Raw genomic sequence first — 22,325 nt, forward strand, 5'->3', positions numbered from 1 at the left:
ATCTAAGCAGAGTTATATTTGAATAATTAAAGTTGAGAGATAACTTAGCTTTTATTCTTCGTAATCATCAAAATCGTCATCCTCATCATCTACATCAAAATTCTCTTCTATAAGAGGTTTTTTTTGAGCTATTTTTTGGTTTATTTTTTTTGCTGCTTTAGGGATAGCAGACAAGGGAATGTAATCAACCCAAATAGGAGAGCTCCAAGCGATATGACCGTCTTCTTGTATTGCTCTGAGGTAATAATAAACAAACGGTGGTTTTTTATCTTTTGCGTCAACGCAAATTTTTTCCAATGAAGATAAATCATCAAAAGTAAATTCAAAATGATAATCATCAGGCTCGTATTGTTTTAAAGCTTTACCATTACGAATAATTTCTACTGTTTTCAATTTTGTGGTTCCGGCTACATATCCTGATAAATGACGGTTGACTGCTAAACCAGGTTTTTCCATCGTACTAATCTCTTTACCCATTGGAATTCCGGCTAAATAAAGACCAACAATCATTCTTTCCCCAGTTGTGGCGTAACATGAGCGTTGGTAGAGAGCTTCGGCTAAAGCTTCTCGAGAATGAGAAGAAGCAATGATAGCTGTCAAACCAGGAGAGTACTGCTCTTGATCGCTTTCGTATAATCCGCTATAAATGCCTCTATCATCTAATCCACCTGCTGTAAATCCAAAACGACAATTCTTTAAAAGAGCTTTTTGAATCGATCCTTCAGCTGTCTCTTGTACTCCGTTTGAATTCGACTTAATAGGGCGAGTATTTCCTTCTTTTTTAGTGGTTTCTGAAGAACCCCAGGCGTTATAAATTTCAACCACTCGCTCATAATCTGGATCGAAATTCTCAAAATTATACTCCATTCCTTTTGCCATTGTAAAACAAGGAATTGAAATTAATTCTTTTGGAGAAAAACTTTTGTAGATTTTTTTGAGAGTATTATATTTTAAATCTTTTTTTCGAAGAATAGGCTTATTTTCTTTTGAGTAAACAAGTAACCTTATCCCTTCTGACTTGTTTTCCCCACTCCATTGAAAGCCTAATAGTGTGGAAAACCGTTCGTCTTCATCAAATTCTGAAACGTTTTGAGAAATCAATTTCCACATATCGTTAGAAGTCTCTTCTTGACTTTCAAATGGAGATACTCCGAAATAGTTAAATGCTTTATCGTCACGAAAATGTCGCATACAGTTTTCTATGTTTTCAGTCGAATCAAAGCGATCAGATTCTCCATGTAGAAGGCCCCAGAATAGATGTTTATTATTTTCTGAAAAACATCTAATAGGCGCAGAGCGAAAAATTTGATTAGTTTTTGTATTCAATAGTTGGATTGTATAGATTCCTTCTTCATTAAAATAAAGATTGGGGAGAGTGATAAATCCCGTTTCAGGAATAAATAATTTCCAATTTAAATTTTCACGCAAATGTTCATGAGATAATTCAATTAAAGTGTCTTCAGGAGCATTATTAGTCAGATTTCCATATTGATCTTCAAATCGAACAACAACATCGAAGCGTTTATTTTTAACTACAAATGAAGGTGTTAAAACACGTATATTAGCTAAATCTCCTCCTCGAATGTCCAGTGAAAAAGTTTCGGGTTCATCATAATTGCCTTTACCAGTGGAATCTACGTACAGGAAAAAAGGCTTTCTTCGTTGCGCACTTGTTTGAGCACGAATTGTTCCTTGCCCTTTTTTTCCAACTTCGCCATCTTTCGCTCCCAGTATAATAGTAAGGTGTTCACCCGCTTCTAGAATAGTAGGGAGAATAAATTCATAATGAGGTGCAAAACTATCAGGAACCTCAATTTCTGTGGCTTGAAGAATTTTGCCATTCTCCATCTTTGCATAGATAACGCTGCCATTCTTTTTCATATTTGCGCTAGGAATTTCCCAGTCTATTTCTCTTCCTTTGGATTGGAGATCAAACTTAAAGCGGGTTCCTTTAGGCAATTTAATGGAAGGTGTATAGATAAATTTCCATGTTCTAGTTTCACCTGCAGATGCATGTGCGGGTTCGCAATAACAGATCGATCGACGCATGAAAGATGAACTCCCTTTAGATCTTAAATTGAAGGTATTTTGCCTCAAAACTAATTGTTTTTCAAGTAATACCGATTAGTTGATGCTGAATTAATTGTTTGAAAATAAATTTTTTATTCGGTCATCATATTTAGATTACACAGCGTATTCAACAACTCTTTTTTCCCTAATAACTGTCACTTTAATTTTTCCTGGATAACTTAATTCTTGCTCTATTCGTTTTGTAAGATCGCGAGCTAAATTGACAACGCCTGCATCATCAACTTGGTCCGGTAGGACAACAATGCGTATTTCTCGGCCTGCCTGCATCGCATAGGCTTTATCAACACCTGCAAATTCAAGAGCGATTTCTTCCAGTTTTCTCAATCGTTTAATGTATTCTTCAACCGCCTCTATTCGAGCCCCTTCCCGGGAAGCTGAAATAGCATCGGCAGCGCTACATAAATCCGCTTCAATGGTTAAGGGCGCCATTTCATGATGGTGACAACCTATCCCGTTAGCAACTTCTTTATTTTCACCTAATTTAAGAGCCAAATCATGTCCAATAATTGCATGAGATCCTTCAATTTCATGAGTAACAGCTTTTCCTAAGTCATGTAATAAACCAATTCTTTTTGCAAGTCGAATATCTAATCCGAGTTCCGCTGCCATTAAACCCATTAAATGGGATACTTCAAGGGAATGATCTAAAACATTCTGACCATAACTAAAACGGAATTTTAATTTTCCTAATAAATTAATAAGGTCGGGATGTAAGTTCATCGCCCCGGCTCTTAAAGCCGCGTCTTCACCATATTGCTTAATTTGTTTATGAACATTAATAGTCGCTTTTTCCACGACTTCTTCAATTCTTGTTGGATGAATCCGCCCATCTTGAACAAGTTCTGTTAAAGCCATTTTAGCAATATGTTTTCTAACCGGATCGAAACCTGACAAGACAACTGCACCTGGTGTATCGTCGATAATAAAGTTAACGCCTGTTTCTCTTTCTAAAGCTCGAATATTACGTCCTTCACGTCCAATAATACGACCTTTCATGTCTTCATTTGGAATAGTGACTGTACAAACAGTAGATTCAGAGGCACAAGAAACAGCCAATCGATTAATGGATGTTGCAATAATTGTTGAAGCTATTTTCTCAGCTTCTTCTTCAGCTTCCTTTCGAATTCTACGAATTAAATTAGCAGATTCAGTTTTAACTTCATTATTTAAACGTGATAAAAGTATTTCCTTAGCTTCAGAAGAAGTTAAGCCAGAAGCTTTTTCTAAAATAGAAAGTAGTTTTGAGTGAGATTCAATTGTTTGTTTCTTTTCCTCATCCAATTGAGCTTTGCGCCCAATTAATATGGCCTCTCTTTTTTCAGTGTCCGACAATTTTTTTTCTACGAGATTCATGCGACTTTCAAGCTTATCTTCTCGTTGCTTTAAACGCTCTTCTTCTTGTTGAAGTTTTTTTCTTTCTTGCTGCCACATATGTTCAAGTTCACGTTGATATTCCACTTGTTTTTGTTTTAGGCTTAACTCGTTTGTTTTCCTCAGCTCAGATGTTTCTTGCTCGGCTCGACTGATTATGTCTTTTGATATGCGTTTAAATCCTCCTAAGGCAAATCGATGATAAGCCCAAAAGGTTAATACTCCCAAACCAATTCCAACCAGAAAAATCAGGAGATAAAAAGGGACTTGATTTTCAATCATTGATTGTTGTGTCCTTAATCATCAAATCAATTTGAATGGGCAATTCATGTCTTATGTTATAGGCGATGCAAAAAGCCGTCTAAATTAAAAGTAATTGTGATTAGACCCGTATTCGTTAGGTCGTTTAGCTCAAAATTCTGTTATTCATCAAATATGTATGAGAATAAATCAACTAATTGATGCGAAATTAGGCCCTATTTAGTCAGAAAAAAGATTTGTCTTTAGCTGGTATAGACCATATTTAGAAGAAAAATCTATTTTTTTTCACTTCAACAACTAAATCTACCACCTCTCATTTATATGAGAGGCACTATCACACAAACTAGACACAAACATTTACAAATGATTCGATTGTTTAAATTTAAATAATTAATTGGATTTATCTCTATTAAGTCTTGGATTTATCGTGATTCAAGTTAGATGCAGCATAAATAATTTTGATTTCCAAATCTAGTTTAAACCTAAAGGGATTAATCTGAACTTTTTGAGATTTTGCTAAGCAAAAAAAATTTTTTTTTTGGAAGAGGGAAAACCAATAGCTATGATGAAAATTCATCCTTTTCTTCCGAATCTAATCGAATTGATCTGATTTTAAGTTTTTCTACACGCCTATCATTTGAGCGAATTACTTTTAATTCAAAATTGGGTTTTGTTAAAACAAATCCTTTAGAAGGAATATTTCCTGTTTCATGAAAAATATATCCTCCAATTGTATCGTAGTCACCATCTTGAGGAATTTCAATATCAAATTGCTCTTCGATATCAAAAATAGTCATTCTGGCATCAATTAACCATCCTCCTTCAGGTAAAGCAACAAAAAGAGATTCTTCACTTTCATCATATTCATCTGCGATATCCCCAACAATTTCTTCTAAAATATCCTCAATAGTGACAATTCCTTCTGTCCCTCCGTATTCATCAACAATGATTGCAAGGTGAACTTGTTTTTTGCGAAATTCTTGTAAAAGATGGGAAATTTTCTTTGTTTCAGGCGTATATAAAACATTTTTAACTAAACCTGAAATAGGTGCTTGTAAGATTTTAGTATCTTGTGTGCGAGAAAATTCCATATATTTAGCTAAAACATCTTTATACATTAGGACACCAATGATGTTATCAAGAGTATGTTTAAAAACTGGTATGCGGCTATAGCCTTCATTATATATTAGAACTGCGGCCTGTTCTATTGTTGTGTCGTGAGCTAAGCTAAAAATATCAACGCGAGGAACCATCACTTCTCGAGCAATGCGATCTTTAAAATCCATGACCCCTTCAATTAATTTTTTGTCATGGGGGTCCAGGCTTGCTGTAAAATTGGATTCTTCAATGATTTCTATAATTTCTTGTTTGGCCTTAGAAGCAGTTTCAGATAAAGGATTAAAATAAATAGTTCGTGCAAATGCTTGAGAAAATTTCAAAAACAAGAAAGTTAGTGGAAAAATAAGAGCCATAAATAGAGAGGACACTAGAGCACAGACCTGAATAGCTATTTCAGGATAACGTCCACCAAGAATACGTGCGAGATAGTCTCCTACAATAAAAAAAAGGAAAAATAAACTTATTAAGCACAACAAGCCGGCAGGCCAATTAATGATCAAAGATGAGCTGTGTGTTATAGGATTGACTAACCAAGAAATCAAATTTAATTGGATTAAAATTGTTAATGAAAATATGACGTAAATAAAGCGCAAAATATTTTGCGCAAGGGTGGTTATAAAAAATAATTCTTCAGCTTCTTGATTACGGAAGAAAATAGCGTGAAAACGTCGATAGAAGAAAAGTTTACCACTTAAACTCAGTTGTTTTTTTGAGTTCTTTTTATGAAGTCTACGGAGAGCTGTATTAATCGCTGTAAGACAAAACAGTCCGATGATTAATATAATAAGTAAGAAAAGGGTGAGATTGAGAGGCAAATCGATTCTCCTGTTAAAAGGAACCTTGTTATGAAGTTTAATAAAAATCTAAAAGTTTTTTAAAAGTTCATTTATGTAAAAGAATGAGATACAGTAGATTAAAAAAACTTCAGTTTTTAATATTGCAGTTATTATTTTATTTCGTTCAAAGTATACAAAGTTTATTTTGTGATATTCGGATCACTTTAACCTGTTTCCTAATATAAAACATTTAAAATTTTAGAAAATATAAGCCAGTCAAAAGAGATGCTTTTTTCTTTAAATTAGTTGTTTTGTGAAGAAGATAAAAAGAGGGAGAATTTATAGTTAATTTTTCAAAAACTAGTTCTTTTAAAGTAATGGCAAAAATTAAATTTCGCAAGTTAAAAATCAATTATTTTATATATAACTCAAGTTTTTTTAAATGGGTCATATGTCTTATCTCCGCTTCTTTCATTATGAGGAAATCATTTTCTTCTAAATCATCATATCCCATTAAATGCAATAGGCCATGAACAAGATATAGCGTTGTTTCTTCGTACGGGTCTAGTTCATGGGAAAGAGCGTATTCAATTGCGGTTTGAGGGCAAACAAAAATTTCCCCTAAGATCTTATAGGGAGAATTTTCGTCTTTATCCATGGGAAATGAAATGCAGTCTGTGGGTGTGTCGTCATTAAAATAATCTAGATGAAGCTTACAGATAGTAGCAGTATCGACAAAGTAAATATTGACTTCATCACATGTTTGCTGCTCTTTTTGAATAACTTCTTTAACAATAGCATCTAAATTTGCAAGCGAAAATTTTAAATCATGCTGTTCGTTGGAGGCGTTAATAATCACAATCAAAAAAGATTTGTTAGTTTATAAAAAAATTAATTTAAGTTTATGTGTAGAAAAATATCAATAACCAGGCGAGAAGTTTAACCAGAGTTTTGTATTTCTTTTTGATGTTCCATATTTTCTTTTGGCAAATCGAAAAATCAACTTAATAAAAACTATTTTTTAAGTTTTCATAGCGAATTGGGTTCAAAAAGAAAAACAAAACTCTGGTTTCTAAAAATCGAGAAAGATAGACAATTATAGAACAGGTGTTTTAGGAAGGCCTGTAATTCGCTTGTTTTCTGAATCTTTCCAACGGCCAATTTTCTTCAAAACATCAATTCTTTCAAAGCGTTTAAGTACATTTCGCTTTGTGGCAGTTTTTCCTGCCTTACCAAAACTTGGGTGTCTAGACATTGTTAAACCTTATTTCTGTTTTTAAGCAGTCAATTATTTAATTTTTGGAATAAAAACGGCTGCAGCAAGATCACCTTCGATTGCATTAGTATGATCTTTAAAACCATTTGGCAAATTGTCTTTAACTGGGCCTGTTTTAGTGCTGGGCTGACGATGTTTGCGAGGAAAACGATTTCGTCTTTCGCCTTGTTTACTCATGCGGGTCATGTGAATTCTCCTTATAAATACAAGGCTATATTATAAGGAAGGTGATTGAAATGCGCAAGATATTTTTCTTAATAATCCGAATAATCGAATCATTTGAACTTTCCGTTTCCCCTTTTCTGTTTGTGAATTTTTTTATTTTATGTTATTTTTGAATCTAGCAAATTAATTTTTGATAAAATTTAATTACATAGTTTAAAAAATCAATTAAATATGTTATTATTTTTAAAAAAAGGGAGCTACGGTGGGAATTTATAAGACATCTGATCGTTTAACGCAGTGTGATCCTCAAATTTATTCCAATTTCTATGATGCTTCTAAAAGAATAGATCTTCGACATTCATCGATTCAAAGTACTGAATTCATTTGTAAAGACACGTGGGAACTGAGTCGTAAAAATTTAAAAAAAGAGGCACTGAATCGATTACGCCATCATTCAAAATATACGATTATTCACACTGGATTTATGCGGATTGGAAAATATTTATTTTTAGCAGTAGCTTTTCCTCCTTATCTTGTGATTTATGGTCTACCTAAATGGATCTTTGTAGAAGGAATCCCCGCCCTTGTGCATACCTTATCCACATTCTTGAAAAAAACTAAACAAAAAATACAAAAGCAAGTTTCTGCTTTAAAGCAGAAAATAAAAGAAGTTGTTTTAGTTATGCAACAAGCTCTACAAAAATTGATTAGCCCGATTACTCGTTTAAGTTTAGATATCAATCAAGCGCTTCAACGTTTACGATTAAAAATACTTGCTCAGGTAAAGCTGTGGAATCATCAATTAAAAAAAATAACTCCAAGACGAGTATTAAACCCTTTAAAAAAGAAAGCGGAGCATTTCTTAACAACAACTTATGAAATGATAATAAAAGGAATAAAAAAAGCACAAAATTGGAAATTACAATCAGTTAACACTTTCCAAACTTTATTATCAATGCTCCAAATTTCAAAATTAAGTGCGCATACATTTCATTTCGTGAATAAACAAGCTTCTGCATGGAAGGAAAAATGGCACAGTAAATATGAGTTGGCTCAAACTTTTGCTCAAAAATGGTTAAGTGCATCAGAGAATTTATTAAAAATGGGCTTTCAAAAGATTGCTTATCAGTTTTATCCGATCAAAAAAATTTATTTGCAATCTATCAAACCTTTTTGGGATACTTTGAAAGTAAGTTATTTCAAGAAAAAACAACAATTATTGAATTGGACGAAAGAACATCATCAAAAAATTTTGCAATATCTAGCAGATCAACAAGAGCAATTAAAAAATTTAACATTTGAACAGGTTAGAAATTATATTTTACTGCATTTAGAGTTTAATTTTTGGCCCCATTTTTTGCGAAGAAATTTTCAACGCTTCGCCAAGAATAAATTCATTGAATTTATTCTAAGGAGTTTATTCAGAAGCATTGCTTATGGAATCTACCTCTCTTTAAAGGGGAGTCGCTATTTTATTAAAGTTATCAGTAAAGGAATTCAGATTATCAGTAAAGGATTAGGAACTTTATCTCGGATAATTAATTATATTTTCAATTTTCTTTATAAAATTTACATTCTTCTCTCTCGTTGTTTAATACTACTCCTCAATCATGGAAGAAAATACCTAGGAAAATTCGTTTACTCATGTTTGCTTGTTTTTATGATGCTCAGCATTGTGACAATTTGGGGGATTAGTTTATTAGGTGAGCAAATGTCTTCTTTAGTCAAATTATTTCCACGCGCCACAAAATCAAGTGCCGATTGCTAAATTTAAAGTTTATTTGAGAAGGGATAAAGCCAGCCCCCAATCTTGGTAATTCTTAAAACGTAATTTAGAATTTTCTAATTTTTGAGGGTGGCTTTCGTCGTATAATTCGTAAATTTCTGCGAATAAAGAAAAATATTTGACGGGGTGAGGACAAAGGTTAAGCAAACAAGCAGCTAAATTAAGATTCACAGTTTCCTCTGTTGTAATTACAATCCATTCAGGAGATAAATTTGTAGTCAATGTATGAGTTAAAAAGCTGTCTTCGGGATAACGCCAAAGAAGCGAATCAATATATTGGCCCGCTTCTATTGTTGGGACGAGGATTTGTAGTCGTTTCTCTTGCTCAAAAGATTCCTTTGCTTTTGAGCAAATCAAATGAATTTTAGCTTGGTTATCTTTAACATTAAAAAAATAAACTTTAGATTTCATGGCATTTATTTGGGTCGAGAAGTTTAAAATCATGCGTTATAGTTCCAAAAGATATCACAAATTTCATTGCTTCATCAATCTTCATATCGAGAAAAAGAAGATCCTTCTTTTTAAATTTTAACGTATATCCAATAGAAGGATTAGGTGTTCCGGGAATGAAGACAGAGATTAAACGTTCATGCTCTTGAAAATTTAAAAGACTTTTCGAGATAAATCCTAAGCTTAAATGGTTTACTGAGGGATAGGGAGCTAGTACTACATAAGCAAAGGATTTAGAGTGGGAGGAAAACAAACTGAAGACAAATTCTTGAGAAAACTTATAAATTTTATTGATGTAGGGGATGGCTAAAATTAATTTATTCCCTAATTTTAAAATGTAATTAATTAAAAAAAGTTGTCCTAGTAATCCAACGACAAAAATAATACCTATTAGTAATCCTAAAATTAATAATTGACTGATAAAATGAGTGATCCCTAAATTTACAAATAGAATAGAAGAGTTTTCATACCAATTAAATTGATTTAACCAAAATTTAGTAAGGTTCAAAAAAGGATAAGTCAAAAAGTTGATGAAAAAGCCAATGATAGTGATAGTGAGTATCACGGGAAATAAAATAGCAAAACCAGTCAAGAAACTTTTTTTCATATCTCTTATGTTTCTTGAAAAGAAATTGGAGGAGAATTTAATTCGTAAGAAGGAGCGCTATCGGTCTTTTTTTGAATAGGATGGAATGAAGGGGTAATCATTCCGCAAGAAATAATATATTTAAATGCTTCTTCAACTTTCATGTCTAAATAAAGGATGTCCTCCTGGCGATAGACTAAAAGAAAACCAGATGTAGGATTAGGTGTTGTTGGAATGAAAACTATAGAGGAATTTTCAAAAGGAGTGTTGTGAAGGCCTAGCAAACCTTCTTTCGTGATAAATCCAATCGAATAAGTAGAAGGATTAGGAAAGCGGACAAGAACGACTTGTTTAAAGGAATTAGCCTTTGAATTAAAGAGCGTTTTAATCACGTCTTTACAGGTATTATAAATTGTATTAACTAAAGGAATATTTTTAAAAAGATATTCGGCAAATTTTATTACACTACGAAAGAAAAACCACCTTCCAATTAATCCAAGCAAAATTGTGATAAAAAATAGACTTGTTAAGATTAATATTTGTGCCAAAATATTTTGGAGTTGCTCAGAATTCAGGAATAAAAAACCTCTCTCGAATAGACCATATTGTTCAAATACTATTTTAACAATCCCTAAAAATGGCGTCGTCAATAGATTAAAGATAAAAATAACGACACCTAGGGTTAGAGCGGCAGGAAGGAGAATGACTAGTCCCGTGATAAAATATTTTTTCATGAGTCCTATATATTAAATACTTGGATAAAATCATTGTAAACAATAATGAGATAATCGAATAGTTTAAAACATTTGTTATCAAATGCTTGAGCTTTCATCATCTTGCTTCACTTTTAATTTTTTATCTTTTCCGTTTTTTCTTCCCAAGTTTAGTCATAGAAGCCGCTTGTTTTTTTTTGAGATTATATTTGCCAGTTGAGCATTTCTTATTTAAATGTTTTTGATATTCTTTGGACGCAGATCTTTTACGTGCAATGGATTCCTTAGGTGTAGAAACGGAAGGTAAAACATACCATTTTGTTTCCTGAGAAATAAAATCGATTTTTTCTAACATAACAATGAGATTATCACCAGGAGAATATCTTGCTCCGTGTTTAGCACCTCTCAAAAGCATTTTTTCTTCTTCATAGACAAAATAATCTTCACCCAAATCGGAAATATGAATAAACCCTTCCAAAAGAAGATCAATGATCTCAAAATAAATGCCGAAATTTTTGACTCGAGTAATGATAGCTTGATACTCATGTTCCGGGGCCTTTTGATGTCTTTCTTCTAGGAGTCGAAGTTTTTTTAATATCACAACGCTATTTTCAGCTTTTGCGCTGATTCTTTCTTGCTCCGAACAATAATTAGCAATTTCTTGAAGATCATCAAAATGGTCACTTTCGCCAAATAAAATACGGTGAACAACTAAATCAACGTAGCGTCTAATGGGGCTGGTAAAATGGCAGTAATGGGTTAAGCTTAATCCATAATGACCAATATTTTCTGCTGAATAAGCAGCTAAACGCATTCGCCTAATATAGCTTGATGCTAAATAATTACTGTAAGCTGTCTCTGCAGCTTTTTCAAACAAATTTTGAAGATCTTGAGGAGTTGGAAGATCAGGTAATTTGAATCCAAAAGCGGCAGCTAACGTGGAAAAATCACGAAGATTTTCTTCTGAAGGTTCATCGTGAATACGATAAGTCAAATTTTTCCCTTTTTGGCTTAAATCCCATGCAACGATTTCATTAGCCTTCAACATGAATTCTTCAACCATTTGATGTGTAATATCATAAGTAATATATTCAGTTGAATAAGGCTTTCCTTTTTCATCTACTAAAATAACGAGTTCCGGTAGAGAAAATTCAATACTACCGCGTTCGTAACGTTTTTGTTTTAATAAACGACATAATTCAACCATTAGTTCTAAGTGCGGTTTATAAGGGCTGTTTTTTTGCCCATCTAAGACTTTTTTGGCTTCTTTATAGGTAAAGCGTTTCGCGCTTTTAATCACAGAACGAGTAAAACGATAGTCAAGTAAATTTCCCGAACTGTCAATGCGCATTAAAACAGAAACAGCTAACCGGTTTACATTTGGTTTTAAGCTACATAAATTTTCAGATAATGCCCCAGGAAGCATGGGGACGCAATATCCTGGAAAATAAGTAGAGTTACATCGTGCTTTAGCTTCTTCATCGAGAGCTGTTCCAGGCTGCACATAATGAGAAACATCGGCAATGTGAACGGCTAAATTATAGATACCTTCTGCGTCACGTGTTAAACTAAGAGCATCATCAAAGTCTTTTGCTGTATCTGGGTCAATAGTCAGTGAAATCAGTTCTCTTAAATCTTCTCTATTTTGAATATCTTTTTTAGAAACACTCTTTCCCAGGTTATTAGCTTCTTCAATCGCAGCTGTTTGAAAGTCAGACCTTAACTCAAATTCTTCAATTGCTGCATAGACATCACATGAAGGATCTGAAATGTGACCTAAATAATGAGAAAATCGACAGATTGTTTCTGTTTCTTTTGACCCCCAATCGATGACTTCCATGACAATGCGATCACCAATTTGCAATTGATGTTCTTCGGTTGGATGAACGACAACTCGTTGTTGAGTACCAAGTAGCGGAACATGAGCAATGAACATCCTATCTTTATCAAGCTGGCGGATGATTCCAGCCATATGAGTTCTTCCACGAGAAAGAATAGCAACAATTTTCCCTTCAGGTCCCTTATCAGAGATAACTTCTTGGTTAAGGATAACTTCGACAACGTCTCCGTCTACACCATTTTTTGTTAAATGTTTGGGAATAAAAATGTCTTGTTCAAAATTTTTAGGAATCGTAACTTGAACGAAACCAAATCCTCGAGGATGCATTTTTAAAATTCCCGTCACCACATCTGCTTGGGATTTTTTCCATTCATATTTCTCTTCTTTCGATTCAATTAATCCCTGTTGCTGTAATTTATTAAGAACTTCTTGAAAAATTTCCTTGTGTTGAGGAGGAAGGGCGAGACGTTGCATCAAAACTTCTAGGGATAAAGGCATAAAGCTTTTACCGCGCATAAACTGTTCTGTAATTTTTAATAAATTATTGAATAGTTTTTCTTCTTTTGCACTCCGTGTTGTGGGAGCCTTTTGTTTTGACTTTTTGCTGGTTTTTACCATAGAATTAATCAAATACCTTACGATGTGATTTAAAAAACGCGAGAAAATATAGATTCTGAGCTTTTAAACTCTTTCTTAAACATATCCTCATGATAAAAACTAAATATTTTAAGCTTAAATTGCTTAAGATGTTTTTTGTTTTTTTATTCATCATTTCATGTTTAGCAGTTAAAATACTCATTTTCGGTATTTTGTGTATAACACAGATACCTAATCTTCGCTAGAAAACTTAATTAACTTATGGAACAAAATGAAATACGATCATCAACAAATTGAAGCAAAATGGCAAAAGTTTTGGCAAGATAATCAAACCTATCGTTCAGACGATAATTTTCAGAAACCCAAATACTATGTTTTAGATATGTTCCCTTATCCTTCGGGAGCTGGGTTACACGTAGGTCATGTTGTAGGGTATACCGCAACCGATATTATTGCCCGTTATATGCGAACTAAAGGCTATAATGTGATGCATCCAATGGGATGGGATAGTTTTGGTCTTCCAGCAGAGCAATACGCAATTCGAACAGGAACACATCCTGCCGAATCTACACAAGAAAATATTAATAATTATCGTCGCCAACTTCGAGCTCTAGGATTTAGCTATGACTGGAATAGAGAACTGGCAACAAGTGACCCAAATTATTATAAATGGACGCAATGGATTTTCACAAAGCTCTATGAAAAAGGACTGGCCTACGAAGCTGAAATGCTTGTTAATTATTGTCCAGCTTTGGGAACTGTATTAGCAAATGAAGAAATTGAAAATGGAAAAACAAAAGATGGAGGCCATCCTGTTGAAAGAAGGCCTCTTAAACAATGGATTTTAAAAATTACGGCTTATGCAGATCGTTTGCTTCAAGATTTAGACTTATTAGATTGGCCTGAAAGTTTAAAAAAATTGCAGATTAATTGGATTGGAAAAAGCGAAGGAGCTTATGTTCAATTTATCGAAAAAACAACCCAAGAAGCTTTTTCTGTCTTTACAACGAGACCAGATACTTTATTTGGAGTCTCTTATTTAGTTTTAGCTCCCGAGCATCCTTTGGTATCTCACATTACTGCTTCTAGCCAGCAGCAAGCAGTTCGCGCTTATCAAGCGCAAATAGCAAGTAAAAGTGATTTGGATCGAACCGAGCTTAATCGGGATAAAACAGGGGTGTTTACAGGAGCTTATGCAGTCAATCCCGTTAATCATAAGGAAATACCCATTTGGATTTCTGATTATGTATTGATGAATGTCGGAACAGGGGCTATCATGGCTGTTCCCGCTCATGATGAGAGAGATTTTGAATTTGCGACGACTTTTAAGCTTCCAATCATTCCTGTCTATGATCCTGTTTGTGAAGAAATAACCATTCGAAATCAAGTCTTGGCTGGACAGCAATGTTGGCCGGGCCATGGTGTTTGTGTCAATAGTGCTTGTGACGATCTATCCCTCAATGGTTTAAATCTAGACCAAGCAAAGAAAATTGTTATCAACTGGTTGGAAATTAACCATAAAGGAAAGTCTGCCACGACTTATAAATTACGCGATTGGTTGTTTTCTCGCCAGCGGTACTGGGGAGAGCCTTTTCCCTTACTCAAATTTGAGGACGGATCGATCCGACTTCTTGATGAAGATGAGCTTCCCCTATGTCCACCTGCAATTACAAATTACAAACCCACTGGCGATGGAAAAGGACCATTAACGCAAATTAAAGAATGGGTAGAGATCATTGATACAAAAACAGGAAAAAAAGCCTTTAGAGATACAAACATTATGCCACAATGGGCAGGATCTTGCTGGTATTATCTTCGTTTTTGCGACCCACACAATACAGAAGAAGCATTTTCTCCAGAAAAAGAAAAATATTGGTTACCTGTTGATTTGTATATAGGTGGAGTAGAACATGCTGTCTTACATCTTCTTTATGCACGATTTTGGCATAAGGTTCTGTATGATTGCGGTTACGTGCATACTCTAGAACCTTTTCAAACCCTTCGTAATCAAGGCCTCGTTGTTGCCCGTTCCTATCAAAATAAGATGCATGCGTATGTTGAACCTCGCTATGTGGAACAAAAAGATGGCAAATATTTTGATAGCCGAACAGGGGAAGAGTTAACTAGCCAAATTGATAAAATGTCTAAAAGTAAACTCAATGGGGAAAGTCCAGATGAAATCATCCAGGAATATGGAGCTGACGCACTTCGTTTATACGAAATGTTTATGGGCCCTCTTGAAAAAGAAAAAGTTTGGAATACAGATGCTGTGTCAGGAACAAGGCGGTTTCTTAATCGATTTTATGAAATGGCATTTTCCGACAAAGTTACCAACGAAACATCTGAAGAAGGGCTTAAATTGGGACACCGTCTTGTTCATAGCGTAACGAAAGATATGGAATTGCTTCAGTTTAACACGGCAATTGCTAAAATGATGGAATTTATAAATGACTTTACTAAGTTGGTTACTTATCCAAAACAAGTTATTCAAATGGCAACTCAAGTATTAGCTCCCTTTGCACCTCATCTTGCAGAGGAAGTATGGGAACATTTAAAATGTGAAGGATCTCTTTCTTTTACTCCATATCCGCAAGTGGAAGAAAAATACTTACAAGAGAATGTAATTACTTATGTTGTGCAAATTAATGGTAAGGTAAGAGGTCGATTTGATTTACCTAAAGATCAAACGCAAGAAAATGTTTTAGAAGCGGCTAAAAATAACCCTCATATTCAGCAATACATTAACAAAAAAGAAATTGGAAAAGTTGTTTTTGTTCCTAATAAACTCTTAAGCATTGTTTTAAGATAAAAATATGAGCTGATGTTGGATGAATAAGAATTTTTAAATTTAAAAAATTCATTCAACATCAGTTCATTGGTGCTAAATGATAAAATATTATTTTAATACAAATTATCCTTTTTTTCTTGCAATGAGTGCCATAAAAAGGGGAAATTCTTCGCGAGCTCTATTTTCCATCTTTGCAGCTTTCCCTTCACTGATTTTATTGGAACACCATTCTTCTATTCGATCTAGTGTAAAACCAGCTTCTTGAAGCCAGTATGTATAAGTAGAAAGGGGATGATGAAATGACCATGTTTGTTGAGATTCGGTTCCTTGGCCAGGATGCATTTGGATAGGAATTTTCATTTCACTCATATAACGGTCCATTCTTCGGTATTGAATTTTGTTTTCTGTGTCAATTTTCCAAGATGATTGGCGAGGAATGCGAAAGCAGGGATGATTAATGACAATAACTAAAGGGGATAAAGGTTTTAAATGTTTGGAGGCATTTTGAAAAACTTTTAAAGGAAACTGGATGTTTTGCAAAGCTAAGATAATAGTAGCATGCGAAAAGTCTACTTTTTGTATAGGTAGTTTTTCGGTCACATCCGCACAAAAAAAATCACATTGAGCGCGACGATTATGTTGTCTTGCTGCCGTAATCAATTGTTTAGCAAGATCAATACCAGTGTATGAAATTTGTGAGGGAAGATGTCTACTCAAAACTCCTTGGCCACAAGCTAAATCTAATAATGATGCCTGTTCTTGGTCTGAAAAATTAAGTAGTTTAGTGACTTGTGGAATAATGACTTGTTGGTGGTAATAATGTCCTTGTTCACCAACTGAGTTGTCATACCAACGACCGACTGAATTCCACGACGTATCACGATTTTTTGTCATATAATCCTTATCTAAATGTATAAAATTACGTAATTATATATTTTTTTTAATAAGACTTTCAAAGAAAAAAAATAGTCATTCGATTGTAGCTATTATTAATAGTATTTTTTATATAAAATATATTTTAAGTCTATCAGTTGACTCATTAGATAAAAATTGATACTATACTGCTGTAGTTAAAAAGTTTTTATTGAAATTTTTATTTTTCCTTTTGGCTTGCAGATTTCTAAGTATGGGTTATTGTTAATTAAAAGTTTAATCACTTAATAGTAATGGATAAGCAAGCGTGGGACTAAGCGGAGTATGCTAGGAGTATGCTATATGTTCAACAATACCTCTTTAGACGAAATACCTTTTCTCAAGCAATTAGACGAAGTAGCCAACAAAATTGAATATTTCCAAAAAAAATATTGCCAACCAGGGGATTCTGTTACTAACCACGAAATTTCTGAATTTATAAAAGACCTCGAATTATATAATACATTGATCGAAGGAACCTTAGAGAATAGAAAATTAGTTTTGGCAAATGGACAAAAAAATAATCAACGAATTGAGCAAGCTTTAAATGCGGTTCTATTATTTCAAAAAGTGAATCCTGATGAAGGAACTAAAAAAAATATTCGACAGGTGATTGCTTCTTTATTTAATGATTCTGAGAAAGAACAAAGACGTTTTGAAGAATCTATCAAAAATTTAAGAAGTAAATGGGATAGTTACATGAAGAAAGTTCATGAAATCGTTAAGAGTAACAAAGTTAATTAATCTAGTTTATCTTTTTGAAAGTTCATCACATGCAATTTCAACAACAGTTATTTTATCTTTTTGGATCTCTTTTTGGCATGTTGTCAATAGCTGCGGGTGCTTTTGGCTCACACCTACTCAAGTCAAGATTGACATCTGAATATTTAGGAGTTTTTGAAGTTGCCGTACGTTATCAAATGTACCATGCTTTAACGCTAATTCTAATCGCATTTTTGATGAAAAGTTCTCAATCATCTTGGTTACCAAAAGCTGGTTGGACGTTTATTATCGGCGTGTTTTTGTTTTCAGGTAGTTTATATACACTTGTATTAACTAACGTAAAACGGTGGGGAATAATTACACCTATTGGTGGGGCAGCTTTGCTCATAGGCTGGTTTTTCTTGATGTTATTTGGTTTTTTTGACAAATAATTGATTAATATAGATTTATATATGCAACAGCCTAGTGTCATTTTAAAGCCTGGTAAAGACAAAGCGATTAGGAATTATCATCATTGGATTTTTTCTGGAGCTGTGCAATCCTATCCTTCATTTAAAGACGGCCAGATTCTTCCTGTTTGTGCTTCCTCTCATCAATTGCTAGGTTATGGATATTTTAATCGTCGTTCGGGAATTGTTGGTAGAATGGTTTCGTTCAATAACGTTCCGCCATTAGAAACTCTTAAACAACGACTCATTTCAGCATGGAAATTTAGACAGCAGTTATTTGATTTCAGACAAACTAATGCTTATCGTTTTGTGCATGGCGAAGGAGATGCGATTCCTGGGTTGACGATAGACGTTTATCAAGATGTCTTTGTCTTACAAAGCTCAACTAAAGGAATTGACGAATTGAAGCCGTGGATCATTGAGACTCTCAACGAACTCTTTCAACCAAGATCGATTTTTGAAAAATCGGTGTTACCCTCTCGTAAAGAAGAAGGATTAGCAGATGTACAAAAGCATTTATCAGGAGAAGAAGTTGGCGACATTTCATTTTTTGAAAATGGTTTAAAATTTACAACGGATTTACATAAATCTCAAAAAACAGGCTTTTTTCTTGATCATCGAGAAATGCGCCAATGGATAAAAACTCTATCTTTCAACAAAAAAGTATTAAATGCTTTTTCTTACACTGGTGGTTTTAGCGTATATGCTATGGCTGGAGGAGCTAAAAGGGTAGATTCAGTAGATATTTCTCAAGAAGCTGTAAATGCTTGTCAAAAACACTTTGTTTTAAATGAACTTTCTGAATTTGGCAGCCGATTCATTTGTGCTGACGTCTTCAATTTTTTACGTGAAGATGTTCTTGATTATGATCTTGTTATTTTAGATCCTCCTGCTTTTGCGAAAAAACAAAAAGATGTCATAGCCGCTTGCCGTGGTTATAAAGACATTAATCGATTAGCGATGCAAAAAATGCCTAGAAGATCTCTTCTTTTGACCTGTTCTTGTTCACATCATGTTAATGAGCTTCTATTTCAAAAAGTTGTTTTTCAGGCGGCAGCAGAAGCAAATAGAAATGTACGCCTCATCGGTAGACATCAATTAGCCGGTGATCACCCCATTAATCTGTTTCATCCAGAAAGCGATTATTTAAAAAGCTTTCTCCTTTACCTAGATTAAACTTTTAGTAAATAATCTACTCGAAAGGAATTATCGAATTGTTTGATATTTTGAATTTTTAACATCTTGGCTTTTTTTAGAGTCGGAATTTCCTTAGAAAATAGTGGAAGACCGCTTTTACCGATTAGTAATGGCCCTGTATAAACTGACAGACAATTGACAAGACCGATTTCTAACAAAGCACTTTGTAACGTAGATCCACCTTCGACAAGAACTTGAATAATTCCTCTTTTCGCAAGTAATTGCCATGCTTCGCATAAGTTGACATGCCCATTTTTTGTTGCAGAAATCACAATGACTTCTGCTCCAGTTTTTAACCATTCATTTTGCCTCGTAATAGATGAAGCTTTCGTTGTTAAAACAAGAGTTGGGGCTAACTTTTGATCAAATAAGAAGCCTGTTGCAGGAGTTTTGCCGCTAGAATCAATTAAAATTCTTTGTGGTTGTTGAGGTAGATGAATAGTTGGATGTCGAACTGTAAGTTGAGGCGAGTCGATAGTCGCAGTTCCAGATCCGATTACAACCGCTTGGGAATAAGCTCTTTGCAGATGCGCATCTAATCGTGCTTCAGAAGACGTTAACCATTGAGAAGTTCCATCCACAGCAGCTGTTCGACCATCAATGCTTGTAGCTATTTTTAAGACTGTATAAGGGATTTGGCTTTCACGTTGATATAAATAAGGGGTTAATACAACTTTTGCTTCTTTTTCACCAATTCCTACTTTAACATGAATACCTGCTTCTCGGAGTTTTTGAATCCCTTGCCCACGAACTCGTGAATCAGGATCTTTTAAAGCTACATAGACATTTAAAATCCCTGCGCGAATAATCGCTTCTGTGCAAGGTGGTGTTTTTCCATGATGAGAGCAGGGCTCTAAAGTTACGTATAAAGAAGCTCCTTTAGCATTTTCGCTAGCTGATTTTAAGGCATTGATTTCAGCATGAGCTTGTCCTGATGGATATGTATAACCTTTTCCAATGATTTTTTGATCTTTGACAATGACACATCCCACCCAAGGATTAGGAGGAGCATGAAGACGTGCTTTCCAAGATTCGGCAATGGCTTCTAGCATGAACGTATGATGTATTTCAGAGTTTTTCATTGAAAAATTATCCTAAAATTTAGATAAACTTATCTTAATTAACATATATTAACAATTAATCTAGAAAACTCAAAGCTCGAGTCACTTAAATAATATGAAATTACGGTTCTTATACTCACATAAAAGTTTTAAAAAAATACTTACTCTTAGAAAAAGTAGGATATAAAAAGCTGAGAAGTTGAGAAGTAATCATTATTGAACCCTTTAATCAAATTGAGAAAACTTTTTTAGTCTTTTCTTATGAGTAATGAATTTTTCAGGAAATATTAAATCAAATTGAAAATATCACTACTTTGAGTATAGTCCTTGATTAAGATTTTTATTTTGTCTATTCTATTTTTTTTATTTAACTTTCCAATGATTATGATAAAAAGCACAAAACCTCTAGTCAGTACTCAAGCAGCCGTTGCTTTAATTTTACTTGGCCCTCCAGGCTCGGGAAAAGGAACTCAAGCAAAAAGACTTGCGCATGAATATCAAATTCCTCACATCTCTAGCGGCGATCTTTTTAGAGAGCATATGTCAAAAGAAACGATTATCGGTTTGAAGGCAAAAGAATTTATTCAAGCAGGAAAATTAGTGCCCGACGAATTTGTAATGGATATGCTGTTTGATCGACTTGCCCATCCAGATTGTGCTAGAGGATATTTACTAGATGGTTTTCCTCGTACTGTTGCACAAGCAGAAGCTTTAGCTGGTAAACGGGATATAAAAATCCCTCTGATTGTTTTATATTTAGAAGTTCCCGATGCAGTGATTGTTAAGCGAGCAGAAGGCCGGCTTGTTTGTAAGAATTGCGGAATGGTTTATAATCTTTATTCTTCTTCTCCTCGTCTTCCTGGAGTTTGTGATAAATGTGGGGGAGAGGTTTATCGTCGTTCAGATGATGATGATAACATAGTTTTAAAAAGATTAGAAGTTTATCATGAGTTGACAAGCCCTCTTATTCAATATTATACTAATCAAGGAATTCTGTTAAAGTTTGATGGAAATCAAGATTCTGATACGGTTTATTACCAGTTGAAAAAATCTATTAATGAAAAGTACTTATAACTTCTATTAGATTTTTTAATTCTGATGCAATGACTGTCAGTGAAAAGAATTCACACTCGAGTTAAAATAAAAATTTATTGTGATTTCACATTAAAATTTTTCATTTGTAAAATCCGTGAGGTCTAGCAAGTGCACATGATCATTAATTTAAACTAATTTTTAAATTTTTTATTTTTAACTACGCTAAGTTTATTTAAATTATTTTGTACAATTTTGAATAAAATTTATTAAAAATTTAAATATAAATACTGCAAGTGCTTATTAAATCCTAGCCCAATTAGCCTTTATTACTAAACTTTAGAAGCAAAACAAGTTTTCTATAGTCTGAAAGATACCAAATTAGAAATTTAGTTACAGCTCTTAAAGTTGAATTTTCGCTATTGTAGGACATAACCTATATCTACAGCATTTTGTTGAATTATAAAAACTTGAAATAGTTATTGATTTAAAATAGCATAAGTCCCCTGATAGACTCAGTGTATGGTAAACCAATTTGAAATTGCAGTTTGTGAATTAATTGTTCCTTTATCGAACTTCATCTATAGATTAAGGAGATTTGAATTTTATAAAATTGCTTAAGTATGATGTTTAAGAACTATTAAATGGCTATGTAATTAAATTGTAATGAAGAGATTGTATTTTTAATAACTTCTAATTTTACTATTTCTAATTTTTTATAATTCGAGAATTTTAAAATTTATTTTAAGCATTTGTGTTAATTCAAACTCTGCAATTGTTAAGAACTGAGCAGAAAGATTCCTACTTTTATTACGTTGAAAATTGGTTTTATTTTTCTCTTTTTTAGTACAGCATTTTCTATAGGAAAAATGTGACATATCATTTATCAAAAATAGCAGTTGAGCTGATTAATCCAAATTAAAAAGGCAGACTTATTCGATTATTAATAAAAAATTAACAATATGTTTATCCCATCTTTTTCTTCTTGAGATAGATTGCAGTTCTCTATATTGAATGAAAATTTGGATTAAATTCTATCTAAAAATAGTTAGTGTTTAATTTTTATTTCTAATATGTATTATATTAAGAATTTATTGAATTTTCAAAATTATTTAATTTAATTATTTTTTCC

General features: G+C 33.5%; 18 protein-coding genes. 6 read left to right on the plus strand and 12 right to left on the minus strand.

Annotated features, from left to right (window positions below):
• Positions 1-51: 51 nt before the first annotated feature.
• From TY19_RS01705 to TY19_RS17780, 6 genes are all read right to left on the minus strand, one after another.
• Positions 52-2,049, minus strand: a complete 1,998-nt coding sequence (locus TY19_RS01705) for a DUF3604 domain-containing protein (protein WP_042279471.1) — start codon at positions 2,047-2,049, stop codon at positions 52-54.
• Positions 2,050-2,184: 135 nt separating this feature from the next.
• Positions 2,185-3,744, minus strand: coding sequence for a ribonuclease Y (rny, locus tag TY19_RS01710; RefSeq protein WP_042279473.1), 1,560 nt, complete (start codon positions 3,742-3,744; stop codon positions 2,185-2,187).
• A 539-nt stretch (positions 3,745-4,283) separates the two neighbouring features.
• Positions 4,284-5,657, minus strand: coding sequence for a hemolysin family protein (locus TY19_RS01715; RefSeq protein ID WP_042279476.1), 1,374 nt, complete (start codon positions 5,655-5,657; stop codon positions 4,284-4,286).
• Between the two features lie 373 nt (positions 5,658-6,030).
• Positions 6,031-6,477: an rRNA maturation RNase YbeY gene (gene ybeY, locus TY19_RS01720; RefSeq protein WP_042279539.1), complete on the minus strand. Its 447-nt coding sequence runs from the start codon at positions 6,475-6,477 to the stop codon at positions 6,031-6,033.
• 237 nt (positions 6,478-6,714) lie between these two features.
• The gene (locus TY19_RS12570; RefSeq protein ID WP_011175603.1) at positions 6,715-6,873 is read right to left on the minus strand and encodes a small basic protein; all 159 of its coding nucleotides are present in this window, start codon (positions 6,871-6,873) and stop codon (positions 6,715-6,717) included.
• 33 nt (positions 6,874-6,906) lie between these two features.
• Positions 6,907-7,080 carry a hypothetical protein gene (locus tag TY19_RS17780; RefSeq protein WP_162831831.1) on the minus strand — a complete coding sequence of 58 codons (174 nt, stop codon included), beginning with the start codon at positions 7,078-7,080 and terminating at the stop codon, positions 6,907-6,909.
• Positions 7,081-7,321: 241 nt separating this feature from the next.
• Between TY19_RS17780 and TY19_RS01725 the strand changes: the two genes are divergently transcribed.
• Entirely contained in the window at positions 7,322-8,827 is a 1,506-nt protein-coding gene (locus tag TY19_RS01725) for a hypothetical protein (protein ID WP_042279478.1), read from the plus strand.
• A gap of 9 nt (positions 8,828-8,836) precedes the next feature.
• Here the strand turns inward: TY19_RS01725 and TY19_RS01730 are convergent, their stop codons facing one another.
• The 4 genes from TY19_RS01730 to rnr form a co-directional block, all read right to left on the minus strand.
• Complete coding sequence (locus tag TY19_RS01730; RefSeq protein ID WP_158383101.1) at positions 8,837-9,256, minus strand: DNA polymerase III subunit chi; 420 nt, start codon at positions 9,254-9,256, stop codon at positions 8,837-8,839.
• Positions 9,246-9,902, minus strand: a complete 657-nt coding sequence (locus TY19_RS01735) for a DUF502 domain-containing protein (RefSeq protein ID WP_042279482.1) — start codon at positions 9,900-9,902, stop codon at positions 9,246-9,248. Before TY19_RS01735 ends, TY19_RS01730 begins: the two co-directional genes overlap by 11 nt.
• 5 nt (positions 9,903-9,907) lie before the next feature.
• A complete protein-coding gene (locus tag TY19_RS01740; RefSeq protein WP_042279484.1) occupies positions 9,908-10,615 on the minus strand; it encodes a DUF502 domain-containing protein in 708 nt (235 codons plus the stop codon).
• 121 nt (positions 10,616-10,736) lie between these two features.
• Positions 10,737-13,052: a ribonuclease R gene (rnr, locus tag TY19_RS01745; RefSeq protein ID WP_042279486.1), complete on the minus strand. Its 2,316-nt coding sequence runs from the start codon at positions 13,050-13,052 to the stop codon at positions 10,737-10,739.
• 250 nt (positions 13,053-13,302) lie between these two features.
• Here rnr and leuS point away from each other — a divergent pair, with 250 nt between their 5' ends.
• Positions 13,303-15,840, plus strand: a complete 2,538-nt coding sequence (gene leuS, locus TY19_RS01750; RefSeq protein ID WP_042279488.1) for a leucine--tRNA ligase — start codon at positions 13,303-13,305, stop codon at positions 15,838-15,840.
• 102 nt (positions 15,841-15,942) lie between these two features.
• On the opposite strand, the gene TY19_RS01755 is transcribed toward leuS, so the two are convergent.
• A complete protein-coding gene (locus TY19_RS01755; protein WP_042279490.1) occupies positions 15,943-16,713 on the minus strand; it encodes a class I SAM-dependent methyltransferase in 771 nt (256 codons plus the stop codon).
• Positions 16,714-17,034: 321 nt separating this feature from the next.
• On the opposite strand from TY19_RS01755, the gene TY19_RS01760 reads away from it, so the two are divergent.
• From TY19_RS01760 to TY19_RS01770, 3 genes are read left to right on the plus strand one after another with little or no spacing between them, the layout of a single operon-like run.
• Complete coding sequence (locus TY19_RS01760) at positions 17,035-17,475, plus strand: hypothetical protein (protein WP_042279492.1); 441 nt, start codon at positions 17,035-17,037, stop codon at positions 17,473-17,475.
• Positions 17,476-17,504: 29 nt separating this feature from the next.
• Complete coding sequence (locus TY19_RS01765) at positions 17,505-17,885, plus strand: DUF423 domain-containing protein (protein WP_042279494.1); 381 nt, start codon at positions 17,505-17,507, stop codon at positions 17,883-17,885.
• Between the two features lie 21 nt (positions 17,886-17,906).
• Positions 17,907-19,079: a class I SAM-dependent rRNA methyltransferase gene (locus TY19_RS01770; RefSeq protein WP_042279496.1), complete on the plus strand. Its 1,173-nt coding sequence runs from the start codon at positions 17,907-17,909 to the stop codon at positions 19,077-19,079.
• On the opposite strand, the gene ribD is transcribed toward TY19_RS01770, so the two are convergent.
• Positions 19,076-20,182: a bifunctional diaminohydroxyphosphoribosylaminopyrimidine deaminase/5-amino-6-(5-phosphoribosylamino)uracil reductase RibD gene (gene ribD / locus TY19_RS01775; protein WP_042279498.1), complete on the minus strand. Its 1,107-nt coding sequence runs from the start codon at positions 20,180-20,182 to the stop codon at positions 19,076-19,078. The genes TY19_RS01770 and ribD overlap by 4 nt on opposite strands.
• A 324-nt stretch (positions 20,183-20,506) precedes the next feature.
• Between ribD and TY19_RS01780 the strand changes: the two genes are divergently transcribed.
• On the plus strand, positions 20,507-21,235 hold the full coding sequence (locus TY19_RS01780) for an adenylate kinase (protein WP_226988459.1): 729 nt from the start codon (positions 20,507-20,509) through the stop codon (positions 21,233-21,235).
• The last annotated feature ends 1,090 nt before the right edge of the window (positions 21,236-22,325 follow it).

The organism is Candidatus Protochlamydia sp. R18 (assembly GCF_000648255.1).
Taxonomy (GTDB): Bacteria; Chlamydiota; Chlamydiia; order Chlamydiales; family Parachlamydiaceae; genus Protochlamydia; species Protochlamydia amoebophila.

Excerpts from the sequence above, each read along its gene's own strand:
- TY19_RS01760 (WP_042279492.1), top strand. The coding sequence starts at position 17,035 with ATGTTCAACAATACCTCTTTAGACGAAATACCTTTTCTCAAGCAATTA.
- TY19_RS01705 (WP_042279471.1), bottom strand. The coding sequence starts at position 2,049 with ATGCGTCGATCGATCTGTTATTGCGAACCCGCACATGCATCTGCAGGT.
- TY19_RS01755 (WP_042279490.1), bottom strand. The coding sequence starts at position 16,713 with ATGACAAAAAATCGTGATACGTCGTGGAATTCAGTCGGTCGTTGGTAT.
- TY19_RS01730 (WP_158383101.1), bottom strand. The coding sequence starts at position 9,256 with ATGAAATCTAAAGTTTATTTTTTTAATGTTAAAGATAACCAAGCTAAA.
- TY19_RS01735 (WP_042279482.1), bottom strand. The coding sequence starts at position 9,902 with ATGAAAAAAAGTTTCTTGACTGGTTTTGCTATTTTATTTCCCGTGATA.
- TY19_RS01765 (WP_042279494.1), top strand. The coding sequence starts at position 17,505 with ATGCAATTTCAACAACAGTTATTTTATCTTTTTGGATCTCTTTTTGGC.
- TY19_RS12570 (WP_011175603.1), bottom strand. The coding sequence starts at position 6,873 with ATGTCTAGACACCCAAGTTTTGGTAAGGCAGGAAAAACTGCCACAAAG.
- TY19_RS01740 (WP_042279484.1), bottom strand. The coding sequence starts at position 10,615 with ATGAAAAAATATTTTATCACGGGACTAGTCATTCTCCTTCCTGCCGCT.
- leuS (WP_042279488.1), top strand. The coding sequence starts at position 13,303 with ATGAAATACGATCATCAACAAATTGAAGCAAAATGGCAAAAGTTTTGG.
- rnr (WP_042279486.1), bottom strand. The coding sequence starts at position 13,052 with ATGGTAAAAACCAGCAAAAAGTCAAAACAAAAGGCTCCCACAACACGG.
- rny (WP_042279473.1), bottom strand. The coding sequence starts at position 3,744 with ATGATTGAAAATCAAGTCCCTTTTTATCTCCTGATTTTTCTGGTTGGA.
- ribD (WP_042279498.1), bottom strand. The coding sequence starts at position 20,182 with ATGAAAAACTCTGAAATACATCATACGTTCATGCTAGAAGCCATTGCC.
- TY19_RS01770 (WP_042279496.1), top strand. The coding sequence starts at position 17,907 with ATGCAACAGCCTAGTGTCATTTTAAAGCCTGGTAAAGACAAAGCGATT.
- TY19_RS17780 (WP_162831831.1), bottom strand. The coding sequence starts at position 7,080 with ATGACCCGCATGAGTAAACAAGGCGAAAGACGAAATCGTTTTCCTCGC.